Source organism: Mucilaginibacter sp. PAMB04274, from assembly GCF_039634385.2.
Classification (GTDB): domain Bacteria; phylum Bacteroidota; class Bacteroidia; order Sphingobacteriales; family Sphingobacteriaceae; genus Mucilaginibacter.
The window spans coordinates 3,913,933-3,926,318 of the sequence record NZ_CP155081.2; the positions used below are offsets into that span (position 1 = coordinate 3,913,933).

A 12,386-nucleotide genomic window follows, 5' to 3' on the forward strand; every position below is an offset into this window, starting at 1 on the left:
ATCCTAAAATTCCAACGTAAAAGTAACACAGAATTTCCACTTTCCTCCACTTTTCCCCACTAAAAAGTTTTCAACACCCACCGTTCATAACTTTCCTTCCACTAGGCCAAACAATTGACATTTTGCTACCACCAAGCACATTTTCTTATTGAAAAACTGAGTTGTTTTTTAGTTAAAATTTTAATTAAATAATTACAAATCAGCGCTATTTAATCAACATTATTTATCGGCATGCATTTGTCTTTTGTTGGTGACTACAGTTTTCGTCAAGCTGTCTGATCAACATTTAATTGACTGATCGTTAAATACTTGGCCAAATACGCAGCATTATTATCAAATTTGGACCTCGACGGTATAATGCCCGAGCAATAATGCCTGTTTATATCGGGTTGTTTTGCGGTTTAAGTCGTGAGAATCAGGCATCGAACGGAAAACGACACTGATGATTTTGACTACCCTACAACATCTCATTAAGTCTTTGTGCGTTTATCCGTTTTTAAGCAATCCTCTTAGCTATTGGTACTAATACCATCTGCGTTTAGTGGAATGATGAAGAGGAAATTATGCCTTTCTTAAACCGGACTTTCTTTACTGTATTTAACGCATTTTGATAAGATGAAAGTTGCATGCATCAAAAAGCACTATTTAAAATCTGCTTAAGCACACTCCTGCAAATTTTATTACCTTTCAGGCAGCTATGATCATTATTATACAGTGCCGCGACCGGGTAGGCCTGGTTTCGGGTATTTCGGGGGCCCTGGCACAGGCCGGTATCAATATCATCTCGATGGATGAATATGTAGACAAGACCGAGAACCGCTTTTTTGTACGCGTTGAAGCTGAAGCTCCTGCCAGCCGCCTGCTGGATGAAAGTCAGCTAAGGCCCATATTGCCCGATGACGCCATCATCACTATTAACCCGCTGCCCGAAAAAAAGATAGTGGTACTGGTAACCAAAGAATACCACTGTTTGGCCGATATACTGGTACGTAACTACTTTAAAACTTTAGGCGCAACCGTATCAGCAGTAATAGGTAACCACGATGTGCTACAAGACATTTGCAAGCGCTTTGACATTCCCTTTCATTATATTTCACATGAACAGCTGAGTAAGCCGGAGTTTGAAGAGGCAGTTGGTGATGTAATTGATACCTACCAGCCCGATTTTGTAGTACTGGCTAAATTTATGCGCATATTATCGCCCACATTTGTGGCTCGTTTTATCAGGCGCATTATCAATATTCACCACTCGTTTCTACCAGCATTTATTGGAGCTAACCCTTACCGGCAGGCGCATGAGCGCGGGGTAAAACTCATAGGTGCCACTGCCCACTATGTAACCAATGACTTGGATGAAGGTCCCATTATAGCCCAGCAAACCATCCCGGTTCACCATGGCTTTACTGCACAGGATATGATGAAAGCCGGACGAGAAATTGAAACCGCCGTACTAGCTAAAGCGCTCCGACTGGTATTGCACGACCGTGTGTTTGTGTACAAGAACAGAACTGTAATTTTTGAGTAATAACTCCTCCAACCTCCCCCCGGAAAGACAGCTTAAAAGAAACAAGAAAATGAAAACGAAAATATTTGTCATCCTCTTTACAAGCGTCTTAGTCATTACAGCTTGTGCAATACAGCATAAAGTGGCAGATCATGAGCGTTTAATTGGCCACTGGATTTTGATAGAAACGTTGAATGACCCTGGTGATGGCAGCGCTAAATGGAAACCACAAACTAAAGCCGACGCTGAGTACATAACTTTTGGCGCGGCGGGACACATAACTGGCAACTCCATTGAAGGAGCTACGGATTACAACATAATTGATAGCAACCATTTGACTATCAATATTAAAGGCAATACAGCGCCCATTACTTACCGTTATAAAATTAATAACAACACACTGGAACTAAACCCGCCTTGCCGCGAAGCCTGCGGCATGCGCTACATAAAAAGAAAGCGCTAGCATATTACATTTAAACCGAACCACTATTTTTAGCCTATGGATTATTCGCAAAGCTTACCTAAACTTAACCACGAAGAGATACGCGTGCTGGGCTCGCTGATGGAAAAAAGCTGCACCACGCCCGATTATTACCCCATGACCATCAACAGCCTCACGGCTGCCTGCAACCAAAAATCATCGCGTAAACCGGTGGTACAGTATGATGAAGATACGGTTGTTCGGGCGCTCGATTCGCTTAAGAAAAAGGGCCTGGTTTCGACTGCTACAGGTGGCTCCAGCAGGGCGGTAAAGTATAAGCATAATTTTGCTATCGTGTTTCCAGTCATCCCATCGGAAGTGGCTATTATTTGTTTGCTGCTGTTGCGTGGCCCGCAAACGCCCGGCGAGCTAAACACTAACTCGGGCCGGCTGTATGAGTTTGAAACGCTGGATGATGTACAGCAGGCTTTGGAAAAACTAAGCAGCGGCAACCTGCCCTACCTTACGCTCTTACCACGCCGCAGCGGACAGAAAGAAGCGCGTTACATGCATTTATTAGGCGAAACATTGGAAATACCTGAAGACGACGAACCCGAACTAACCACATCATCATCAGGTTCGGCCTTAGCAGCTTTAGAAGAGCGGGTTGCCCGACTGGAAGAAGAACTGGCTACCATGCGCACTGAATTTGATAAGCTGATGAAAGAGTTAATGGGCTAAGCCTTTATTTCGTTTGCAAATTGTAGCAAATACCTTTAAAGCAACGTATTGCAATTAATTACAACCAGTAAAACCAATACAATAATCAAACTGTATTTTCTACTAATAACTTTCCTTCTATTGAGTTGCAAAAAGGAAAGAAGCGATACTTTATTAAGTAAACAAATGGTGGGCCGTTGGCAAATGACCAGTTATGGAGGTGGCTTTGACGGGCGTGTATACCGTACCAGTCCTGACCCCGTGGTTATTCTGTTTAAAGCTGATGAAACCTACCAACGGTTCATTGAAGGACGCATAGCCAACACAGGCAAGTACCAGCTCGACCAAGCACAAAGTATTTATAGTGGCAAAACCGACAACGCCATTAAATTCGATGATGATGCTATTTGGAACATCATCAACATTAATGGCAATACACTAAACCTCAATCAAAATGCCTATGACGGTGGCGGAGCCTCCTACGTTAGGAAATAGCTTTTAAGACGTATGCGGAACTTTTTTAGCCGTACGTTTGGATATAACCAATCCGGCTATAACCATTATGCCGCCAATAATAGAGTATAGCGTTATCTTTTCGCCGAGCAGGAAGTAGCCGTATATAAAGCCAAGTATTGGTACTAAGTACAGCCATGTACCTGCCGATACGGTATCGCGCTTAATGAGGTACAGCCACAATAAATTAGCTATAAACGACAGCATAATGATAAGCCAAGCTAATGAACAAAGCAGATTGGCATCTACCCTATGTATGTGATAGCTGCTGAGCAACCAGCAAAACGGAAGTACCAGCAACCCACCTATAAACACCTGCCATATATTAAACACCATGTTGCGCAGTGCCACATTAACAAACGAGAAGTAAATGCTGCTTAAAGCGTACGATACCATATAGACAACCAGCAGCGCAAAACCAGCCGGCGTAATACTGGCCGCAGGCAAAGCGGCCAAAGCGGCCAATAGCAAACCCGAAAAAGCTACAAGCATGCCTGCAATTTCTGCTCGGCTTAGCTTTCGCTTTAAAATAAGGGCCGAGAATAAAGCCATGAGCAAGGGCGCCACTGCCGTAAACAACATACTGATACCTGCTGAGGCGTATTTTTGCGCGGCGAAAAATGATCCAAGGGTGAGCGTGGTGTTCAAAAAGCCGTAAATAATAATAGGTTTCCACTCATAGCGATGCGGCAAAAACCGATGCTTTTTATGCAATAGAAAGAAAGGTGCAAATAAAAATCCAGTAGCAATAAAGCGTATAGCGGCCAGCATTAGCGCATCAACTGAGCGCATGCCAAACTTGGCAGCTATAGCCCCACTTGCCCACAGAACAGCAAATAATAACCCGGGCAGAACATTTTTATACATGACTGGCAAAGGTAAAATTTTCTGAGAATGCCTAAATGATGTTTGGGAGGCAAAACAATTGCAAACCCGATATAGGCGCCAGTTACAGACGAGCCGTCAAACTAAGTGGTTGTACTTTGCCAAGGTACAACCACTTCCCAACTTGGATTTCAGAGTACTTTTTATGGACTATGTCCTTTGATTACTTCATGATACTTGGCTCATTCCATTAGAAAAACAAAGAGCAACCTGTTAGCATATAAAGGCAATCAATAATGGTCGCTTTTTTAGACTTCTTATACGCACCAACTAGCAGATGATTATTAGTATATTTGATATAACTATTTTATTATGCAAAACGAAGTAGCAATCATAATAGATAATTATTTACTACATCTTAAATCGGTTCCTGGCGGTAGCGATATTTTCCAAGTCCAAAATCGAAGTGATAACACTGGACAAGAAGCAATAAGATTGATGTATCAACACAATCTCATCAGCCAAAGAAACCCGGGAAACAGAAACTCAATCATTGATATTACATCCGAAGGAATTTTAGTAATTGACAATGGTGGCTTTGCAAAATTCATCGGTAAAGCCGAAGTCAAAAAGCAAAACAAACAAGCGCTTGAAGAAGAAAAATTAAAATATGATGTGATAAATGCCAAACGTATCTTTCGTACATATTGGTGGACTTTCGGGGCTGCTATAACCGCCCTTTTAATTTCACTTTTCAATTTATACAAAAGCATAAAAGGTCACTAAGATTATTGTTCTAATTGTCAACGATTTCTCGTTGACACCCGAAATGACGTTAAGGCTGATAAAACCTTAAACTTACAGCACTCTCACCTTTAAATAACTCGGATGTGCTTTTGAAGTATACACGCGGTGTGTTGCCTTCTTAAAGTCGGTGTCTTTAGCTTTCATAATATCCTGAAACTGCTGCGTATTACGGTCGATAAGCGGAAACCAGGTGCTTTGTACCTGTACCATAATGCGGTGGCCTTTCTTGAAAGTGTGCAGCACATCCTGCAGTTCAAAGTTAACCGGACTTATTTGCCCAGGTATGAATGCGCTGGGTTTATCTAAACCCGTACGGTATTTGCCCCGCATGCTTTCGCTGCGTACCATTTGCTGGTAGCCGGCCATTTGTACACTGGGCCGGGTCCATTTATTGCTGGTGGCGGTGTCGGGGTAAACATCAATTACTTTTACCACCCAGTCGGCATCTGTACCAGTAGTAGATACTTTAAGGTTGGCCCATATGTTACCGGCCAGGGTTACGTCGTTATTTAAAACGTCGGTTTGGTAGGTAACTACATCGGGCATGGCGGCTACAAAGCGCTGATCGGCCGTCATGTAATCACGCTCCATATCCATTGTTTTTTTGCTATAGTAAGGCACTGGTTTATTTGGGTCTGATACAAACTCATTAAACGTATCCTTACCCAAAGCCGGAGCCGTGAACGATAGCTTACCGCCCGGCAAAAAGTACAGGAATTGTTCCTTAGCTGGTGCCGGCGGCCAGGTATTATAGGTTTTCCACTGGTTTACACCGGTTTGGAAGGTGGTTATCTTAGGCAGATCGAGTGGCGTACCTTTCAGGTAGTGGCTAAAAAAAGCAAATTCAATTTTGTCGCGGTAATAAGGCGCAGTTGCTCCGCCAAAATCCACATCGCCCAGATGATCGCCCGCGCCCCGGGCCCAGCCGCCATGCACCCATGGCCCCATAGCAAAGTAAACCGGTGTGTTGGGGTTTTTAGCCGCTAAAGTTTTGTAAGTATTAATAGCGCCGTACAAATCTTCGGCATCGTACCAGCCACCGGTTACCAGGGTAGCCGTTTTAATATCATGCAGGTGCGTAAGCACGTTGCGGTCTTTCCAGTGCTGATCATAATCGGGGTGATTCATCATTTCATTCCACAGGCGGATGGTGTCTTTATAGTATTTGGCGTTGGTATTCCGCATGGATCCCATCTTTAAGAAGAAATCATAACCATCATCCGTACCCGGGTCAAAGCTTTTGCCTCGGCGCTGGGTAGGCTTATCATCCTGCCGGTTGGTAAAGCCAGGGTAAAAGCCAAAGTTAGCAGCCAAAAAAAAAGCACCATTATGCCAGGCATCATCGCGCCACAAATCGGCAATGGGTGCTTGCGGAGAGGCTGCAACCAGTGCCGGGTGACGGCTTAGCAAAGCGGTGGTAGTATAAAAGCCAGGGTAAGAAATACCCCAAACGCCTGCCTTGCCGTTGTTATTAGCTACATTCTTTAATAACCAATCTATCGTATCATAAGTATCGGTACCTTCATCTACATCCTTGTTGGTTTTATGTACCTCCAGTTCGGGCGTCATTTCCTCGTAAATACCTTCGCTCATCCAGCGGCCGCGCACGTCCTGGTAAACAAAAATGTATCCATCCTGCATAAACTGCGGCGATGGACCAAGTGTTGGCCGGTATTTATCCAATCCGTAAGGTGCTACGCTATAGCAGGTGCGGTCCATCATGAAAGGATATTTTTTCGATTGGTCTTTAGGTACATATACAGCCGTGAACAGCTTTTTACCGTCGCGCATGGGTATCTGGTACTCATACTTAGTATAATGATCTTTAACATAAGCCGCATCGGGAGCACCGGTTTGAGCGAAGCCTATGGTGATGAGGAGGGAAAGAACGCAGGACAGAAGAATTTTCATACTGAATTTTGGAAACCTAAACATACAAAAAAGACCGCTTTTGTTGAAAGCGGCCTTTTAACTAATCTATATCATGCCGAACTTGTATCGGCCTATTAAATATCACGCAGAGATTACTTCATTCCTCGCAATACCATATTTTCTTATTTACTCGTTTATCGCCTTCACACCTGGCAGCTCTTTGCCTTCCATGTATTCGAGCAAGGCGCCGCCGCCGGTTGATACGTAGCTTACGCCATCTACCAGGTTAAACTTAGCTACGGCTGCTGCAGAGTCGCCGCCGCCTATGAGTGAGAAGGCTCCATTTTGGGTAGCTTCAACCACAGCTTCGGCTACGGCTTTGGTGCCTTTTTCAAATTTTTCCATTTCAAAAACACCCATCGGGCCGTTCCACAATACGGTTTTTGATTCGGCCACTACTTTGGTAAATGCGGCAATTGAATCCGGACCGATATCCAAACCCATCCAGCCATCTTTAATATCGCTGTTAGAAGCAGTATCGGTATTAGCGTCGTTCGAAAAAGCATCCGCAATGATGGAGTCAGTAGGCAATAATAAGTTTACCCCTTTGCTTTTGGCTTTTTCAATCAGTTGCAGCGCCAGATCAAGCTTATCATCCTCAACCAGCGATTTGCCAATGTTGCCACCTTGTGCCTTAGCAAATGTATAGGCCATCCCGCCGCCGATAATCAGGTTATCCACCTTGTCGAGCATGTTCTCAATCAGCAACAACTTGTCGCTCACTTTGGCTCCGCCCATAATAGCGGTAAAAGGTTTAGCGGCGCCATTTAAAACTTTCTCGGCGTTGGCAAGCTCGGCACCCATCAGGTAACCAAAGTATTTAGCTTCGGGGAAAAATTGCGCGATGATAGCCGTTGAGGCGTGTGCACGATGGGCGGTACCAAAGGCATCATTCACGTATACATCACCTAATTTTGATAATTTTTCGGCAAAATCTTTATCGCCTTTTTCTTCTTCTTTATAAAAGCGTAAGTTTTCAAGCAACAATACTTCACCATCTTTCAAGGCAGCAGCCTTTTCGGTAGCGTCGGCACCAATACAGTCATCGGCAAACTGCACTTCCTTACCTAATAGTTCAGACAGGTGCGGGATGATGTGCTTCAGTGAATATTTTTCAGTAGGACCTTCTTTTGGGCGGCCCAGGTGCGACATCAGGATCAGCGAACCGCCATCAGCCAGAATCTTTTTCAAGGTTGGCAGGGCAGCGGTAATGCGGTTATCGTCGGTTATATTATAATCTTTATCCAGCGGAACATTAAAGTCAACCCTGATAAGGGCTTTTTTTCCGGCAAAATTGAATTGGTCAATTGTTTTCATGGAGGTTACACTTCAAAATGAGCTGCCAAATTCAGAAATATAATTCATAATCAGTAAGCTAATTTTAAAAAAGTGTGCAGTATACACTAAGGGATTATTTAAATGAGTAGATTCCTGGCCGCAATGTCTTATTATATTATTAAATAGCTTAGATGGCCATGGGTGAATTTTATAAGCAACCAGCTGTGATAGAATGCATTAATCAGACCATTACATATGATGCTGTAAAAATTGGCAACAAAATTGCTTAGATAGATTTGACTTTTGCCACTTTATTTAGTCAGATATTTATTCACCTTACTTAAAAACATTTATTATGATACAGGCAATGCGTTTATTAATAGTTACAGGAATATCGGTCGGTTTGGTTGCATGCCATTCTAACCCTAACTCATCTACTGCTACTACCGCTCCGGTGGTGTCTAAAGTAGACAGCCCAAAAGTTACTCAGGCAGACACAGCAGGGCTTGCTGCTTTTAGAGCAGAAAAAAAGGCTCGTTATGAAGACAGCTTGAAGAATGTAGGTGCCATGCGTGAGCGAAGCCGTACAAAAACAACGTACGCTGCTACACGCCCTAGATCATCTTATACTTCATCGGCATCGAGGTCATCTTATGCTGCATCAGGTTATGGCAGCAGTCCGGCATACCCTACTGCTAAAAAGAAAAGCCATGCAGGACGTAATGGTGCTCTAATTGGTGCTGGTGCCGGCGCTTTAACCGGTGCATTGGTTACCAAGAAAAACAGAGGTGTAGGTGCACTGATTGGTGGTGTTGCAGGCGGCGCCGCTGGCTTTGGTATTGGTAAGATTGTTGAGAAAAAGAAAGAAAAAGATCAGTAATCAATAACTCAGGACACAAAAAAAGCAACCCAATAAGGGTTGCTTTTTTTGTATAGACACTTTCCATATCAGTAGCATGTTTTACAGGCTACAACTGCTACATTATTTTCAGATACATGGCATAATGTGGGCCAATGCCTGGTATGTCAAACTCTTTTGACACCACTTCGAAACCTACATTACCGTAAAAATTTACCGCTACCTGGCGGGCATTACACCATACGTAGTTCACTTTTTGCCCGCGCAGGTACACAATAGCAAAATTAACCAGTTGGGTACCCAAGCCCTTACCCTGGTATTGCTTTAAAGTGGCCATACCGCGTAACTGGTAGCCTCGGCCTTGAAAATCGCCGTAACTCTGTGGATGGAATGAAGCTATACTTACCAATTGCTCTCCATCAAAATATCCTAAATGAAAGCTTTCAGGGTTGTCATCACCTGCAAAGCGGCATTGTTCCAGGGTTAATTTGCCTTCTCTTAAAATTTCGTTACGGATAGGTAAGATATCGTCTTTGGAAATGAATTTTACCACTTAATTATTCGTTATGAAGTTGTTAGTTAATCTATTATGTTAAATTACAGCCATCTCTCATGTTGAAAATCCTTTCGAACGGACGAACCTATCGCTTTGAAAAGATTTCAGGTTAACACTCGAAATGACATACTGAGTGTAGTATCTTATCTCAGTGCCGCTATACGCTCCACTAAATCGGCCAGGCGGCTACTGTAGCCCATTTCGTTATCGTACCAGCCTACTACTTTTACCAGGCCGCCTACTATAGAGGTTAGCTGGGCATCAAAAATACAACTGTGCGTGTTATCTATTATATCGGTAGATACAATGGGATCTTCGGTATATTCCAAAATATCTTTCATGGGTCCTAGGGCAGCTTGCTTGAAGGCCTGGTTAATCGCCTCTACAGTAGTTTCCGTTTTTAGTGTACAGGTAAAATCGGTTAATGAGCCGTTGAGCACGGGTACACGGATGCCCGCCCCGCCCAGCTTACCATCCAGATGTGGAAATATAGAGGTGATAGCCTTGGCAGCACCCGTTGTGGTAGGAATAATAGAGGCCGAAGCTGCACGAGCACGGCGCAGGTCTTTATGCGGCGCATCATGCAGGTTTTGGTCACCCGTCATAGAGTGCACTGTGGTGATATAGCCGTCGCCAATGCCCCAGTTATCTTCGAGCACTTTTACCAGGGCCGCCACGTTATTAGTGGTGCATGAGGCATTGGAGAGTACGGGCGAGCGCAGATCTATCTGCTCATCATTTACACCCAGCACTACCGTAGGCACCGTTTTACCTCCGGCCGGTGCCGATAGAATCACCTGCTTTGCACCCGCAGCCAAGTGCTGGTTAGCACCATCTAACGAGGCAAATTTACCTGTGGATTCAATCACCAAGTCAATATCCAACTCGCCCCATGGCAAATTAACCGGAATGCTTTCGGCTAGTACCCGTATACGCTTGCCGTTAATGTACAGGCTGGTTTCATCATAATCAACCTGGCCTTTAAAGCCCCGGTGTACGGTATCATACTTAAACAGGTGAGCTAGCGTGTGGGTATTGGTAATATCGTTAATAGCTACCACCTCAATACCCGGCCGGTTTAAAATACTGCGTAAAAATATGCGGCCTATTCGGCCAAATCCATTGATAGCGATCCTCATAGCTCAATCAAAAATCAGCTTGCAAAGCTATAAAATATAAAACTTACACCTGCCCAATAAACACACCGGCCGGTCATAATATAGCTATAACCGTTATAATCCTTAATTTAGCGCTTTAGTTATCTACATCACCACCATGAAAAAACAGTATTGGGCACCGCTCATTTTAGGCATTACCTTACTCGTAACGCTGGTAATAGGGGTGTTTAGCTACATTGCCCCCCCTGCCATTTTCCCCGACCCCAGCTGGGGTTTTCAAACCATGCGATCCATGGAAATGGGCGGCGACTTCAATATGCTGGTTGGGCCCGATCAGGATAATATAAGCAAAGATACAGGCATGTTCCTCACCTGGTGGTCTCCGGGACAATACCTGGTACCTTATTTTTTTAAAACGGTATTTGGCTTAAACACCGGCCAGGCATCTGCTGTTACCAGCGTACTCTGCGAAATGCTGGGCCTGTTTGGCTTTTACGCTTTCTTTAAAAAAGTAGGCTTTAAACCGTTGTTAGCTGCTGCCAGCGTGGCCTTTGTAGCCTGCCAGCAATTTTACTACATCCCCTACATATTTTATAATGGCGGCGAGGTGCTCATGTTTGCTTACGCAGGATGGTTCCTGTACGGGTGCTTCTCCTTCAGAAAGATCGATGTGCTCCTGATTCTGTTTGTGTTGATAGCTGGTTGGGTTGGGTTCTTTACCAAGTCATCTATGATGCTGGTGTACATGGCGGGCTTGTTGTGCATGTGGATCAATATTTCACCACCACGAAAAGACTATGCCGCCTGGCTTAAAAACGGCTTTGCCATAGGCATTCCAGCTCTAATATCGTTGGCCTGTGTTTATCTGTTCTTTTTAAGCAAGGGCGACAATCCTGCCGCTGCCCACAGTGCCGGGTGGCGCGTTATTTGGGAAACGTTTACTTTTCCGCTCGCCTCGCCCCTGCTGGCCGGCTTTTCGGTTGACGAATTAGCAAAAGGACTGGTTTACCACCCCGATGGCCCTATGTTCCCTCACGTTTGGACGGTTATTATTTTGGTAGCTTTGGCTGTAGCGAGCTTGTGGTTGGTGCTGAGCATTGTAAGGCATATACCCCACTCGCCATATAAAATAGCGGTGGCCGTTTATTATATCGTATTCGTATTATTTTTCGGCTATTCATTCTTCAGGCAGGCGGCTATATCATACGAGGGGCGGCATTTCAGGCTGGTGGGTTTGCTGGTGATACCCGGCGCTTTGTATCTGGTGGGCAGGGCCGGGCTATTTTATAGGGCAGCTTTTGCATTGGTATGGCTATTTATAACCTTCAGCAGCTTTAAATCCTTAATTCACGAATACCATTACAACAGTACAGAAGGTGTACGAGGCCCCAGCGGCTTAACGCAACAATTTATTGACCAGCCCACGCTCAACTACCTTTTACAGGCAGATAACCGCGAGCGCGACGGTATTTTTGTTTTTACCAGCGCCGATATAGGTTTGGAGATACGCCACAACCGCATAATTACAATTGAGCCTATTGGTTTAGATGTGAAGGTAGATTACCAGGATTATCTGTATAATGGTCATGCCGGACCGCTGCACATCGTATTACCTGCCGATTATGAGCAAAATGGCCGGGCACAGTTTATCCTCAAATGCTTTCCGGGTTACAAAGGGTTTGTTACCAAAAAGTTGAGTGAGGATTATACCGTTTTTGAAGCGAGGTAAGTGTGCCAACCTTTGCATGATATGGTTGTGCTGATGAACTTAGGCTTGTATAAGACGTAAATGGGTTAGTACTAATGGGCTTACCAAATTAAGCTTACCAGTACTAATCCAACATTTAATGCAC

General features: G+C 44.2%; 12 protein-coding genes. 7 read left to right on the plus strand and 5 right to left on the minus strand.

Annotated elements, in window-relative coordinates:
- Window positions 1–697 precede the first annotated feature (697 nt).
- The 4 genes from purU (at window position 698) to ABDD95_RS16435 (ending at window position 3,140) form a co-directional block, all read left to right on the plus strand.
- Window positions 698–1,525, plus strand: a complete 828-nt coding sequence (purU, locus tag ABDD95_RS16420; RefSeq protein ID WP_345948421.1) for a formyltetrahydrofolate deformylase — start codon at window positions 698–700, stop codon at window positions 1,523–1,525.
- A gap of 49 nt (window positions 1,526–1,574) precedes the next feature.
- A complete protein-coding gene (locus ABDD95_RS16425; RefSeq protein WP_345948422.1) occupies window positions 1,575–1,967 on the plus strand; it encodes a hypothetical protein in 393 nt (130 codons plus the stop codon).
- A gap of 36 nt (window positions 1,968–2,003) precedes the next feature.
- Window positions 2,004–2,666 carry a YceH family protein gene (locus ABDD95_RS16430; protein WP_345948423.1) on the plus strand — a complete coding sequence of 221 codons (663 nt, stop codon included), beginning with the start codon at window positions 2,004–2,006 and terminating at the stop codon, window positions 2,664–2,666.
- Between the two features lie 120 nt (window positions 2,667–2,786).
- A complete protein-coding gene (locus tag ABDD95_RS16435; protein WP_345948424.1) occupies window positions 2,787–3,140 on the plus strand; it encodes a hypothetical protein in 354 nt (117 codons plus the stop codon).
- Between the two features lie 3 nt (window positions 3,141–3,143).
- Here the strand turns inward: ABDD95_RS16435 and ABDD95_RS16440 are convergent, their stop codons facing one another.
- Window positions 3,144–4,025, minus strand: a complete 882-nt coding sequence (locus tag ABDD95_RS16440) for a DMT family transporter (protein ID WP_345948425.1) — start codon at window positions 4,023–4,025, stop codon at window positions 3,144–3,146.
- A gap of 330 nt (window positions 4,026–4,355) precedes the next feature.
- Between ABDD95_RS16440 and ABDD95_RS16445 the strand changes: the two genes are divergently transcribed.
- On the plus strand, window positions 4,356–4,769 hold the full coding sequence (locus ABDD95_RS16445; protein WP_345948426.1) for a hypothetical protein: 414 nt from the start codon (window positions 4,356–4,358) through the stop codon (window positions 4,767–4,769).
- 72 nt (window positions 4,770–4,841) lie between these two features.
- Here ABDD95_RS16445 and ABDD95_RS16450 read toward each other — a convergent pair whose 3' ends face one another.
- A complete protein-coding gene (locus tag ABDD95_RS16450; RefSeq protein ID WP_345948427.1) occupies window positions 4,842–6,701 on the minus strand; it encodes a CocE/NonD family hydrolase in 1,860 nt (619 codons plus the stop codon).
- A 147-nt stretch (window positions 6,702–6,848) separates the two neighbouring features.
- Window positions 6,849–8,039, minus strand: a complete 1,191-nt coding sequence (locus ABDD95_RS16455; protein ID WP_345948428.1) for a phosphoglycerate kinase — start codon at window positions 8,037–8,039, stop codon at window positions 6,849–6,851.
- A gap of 316 nt (window positions 8,040–8,355) precedes the next feature.
- Between ABDD95_RS16455 and ABDD95_RS16460 the strand changes: the two genes are divergently transcribed.
- Complete coding sequence (locus tag ABDD95_RS16460) at window positions 8,356–8,880, plus strand: glycine zipper domain-containing protein (RefSeq protein WP_345948429.1); 525 nt, start codon at window positions 8,356–8,358, stop codon at window positions 8,878–8,880.
- 97 nt (window positions 8,881–8,977) lie between these two features.
- Here the strand turns inward: ABDD95_RS16460 and ABDD95_RS16465 are convergent, their stop codons facing one another.
- A complete protein-coding gene (locus ABDD95_RS16465) occupies window positions 8,978–9,412 on the minus strand; it encodes a GNAT family N-acetyltransferase (RefSeq protein ID WP_345948430.1) in 435 nt (144 codons plus the stop codon).
- A 146-nt stretch (window positions 9,413–9,558) separates the two neighbouring features.
- Window positions 9,559–10,554, minus strand: a complete 996-nt coding sequence (gap, locus tag ABDD95_RS16470) for a type I glyceraldehyde-3-phosphate dehydrogenase (protein WP_345948431.1) — start codon at window positions 10,552–10,554, stop codon at window positions 9,559–9,561.
- A 136-nt stretch (window positions 10,555–10,690) separates the two neighbouring features.
- Here gap and ABDD95_RS16475 point away from each other — a divergent pair, with 136 nt between their 5' ends.
- On the plus strand, window positions 10,691–12,262 hold the full coding sequence (locus ABDD95_RS16475; protein ID WP_345948432.1) for a hypothetical protein: 1,572 nt from the start codon (window positions 10,691–10,693) through the stop codon (window positions 12,260–12,262).
- Window positions 12,263–12,386: the final 124 nt, after the last annotated feature.

Bases quoted from the DNA above. Each gene is read 5' to 3' on its own strand.
- purU (WP_345948421.1), top strand. From the start codon at position 698: ATGATCATTATTATACAGTGCCGCGACCGGGTAGGCCTGGTTTCGGGT.
- ABDD95_RS16430 (WP_345948423.1), top strand. From the start codon at position 2,004: ATGGATTATTCGCAAAGCTTACCTAAACTTAACCACGAAGAGATACGC.
- ABDD95_RS16450 (WP_345948427.1), bottom strand. From the start codon at position 6,701: ATGAAAATTCTTCTGTCCTGCGTTCTTTCCCTCCTCATCACCATAGGC.
- ABDD95_RS16475 (WP_345948432.1), top strand. From the start codon at position 10,691: ATGAAAAAACAGTATTGGGCACCGCTCATTTTAGGCATTACCTTACTC.
- ABDD95_RS16445 (WP_345948426.1), top strand. From the start codon at position 4,356: ATGCAAAACGAAGTAGCAATCATAATAGATAATTATTTACTACATCTT.
- ABDD95_RS16440 (WP_345948425.1), bottom strand. From the start codon at position 4,025: ATGTATAAAAATGTTCTGCCCGGGTTATTATTTGCTGTTCTGTGGGCA.
- gap (WP_345948431.1), bottom strand. From the start codon at position 10,554: ATGAGGATCGCTATCAATGGATTTGGCCGAATAGGCCGCATATTTTTA.
- ABDD95_RS16460 (WP_345948429.1), top strand. From the start codon at position 8,356: ATGATACAGGCAATGCGTTTATTAATAGTTACAGGAATATCGGTCGGT.
- ABDD95_RS16425 (WP_345948422.1), top strand. From the start codon at position 1,575: ATGAAAACGAAAATATTTGTCATCCTCTTTACAAGCGTCTTAGTCATT.
- ABDD95_RS16455 (WP_345948428.1), bottom strand. From the start codon at position 8,039: ATGAAAACAATTGACCAATTCAATTTTGCCGGAAAAAAAGCCCTTATC.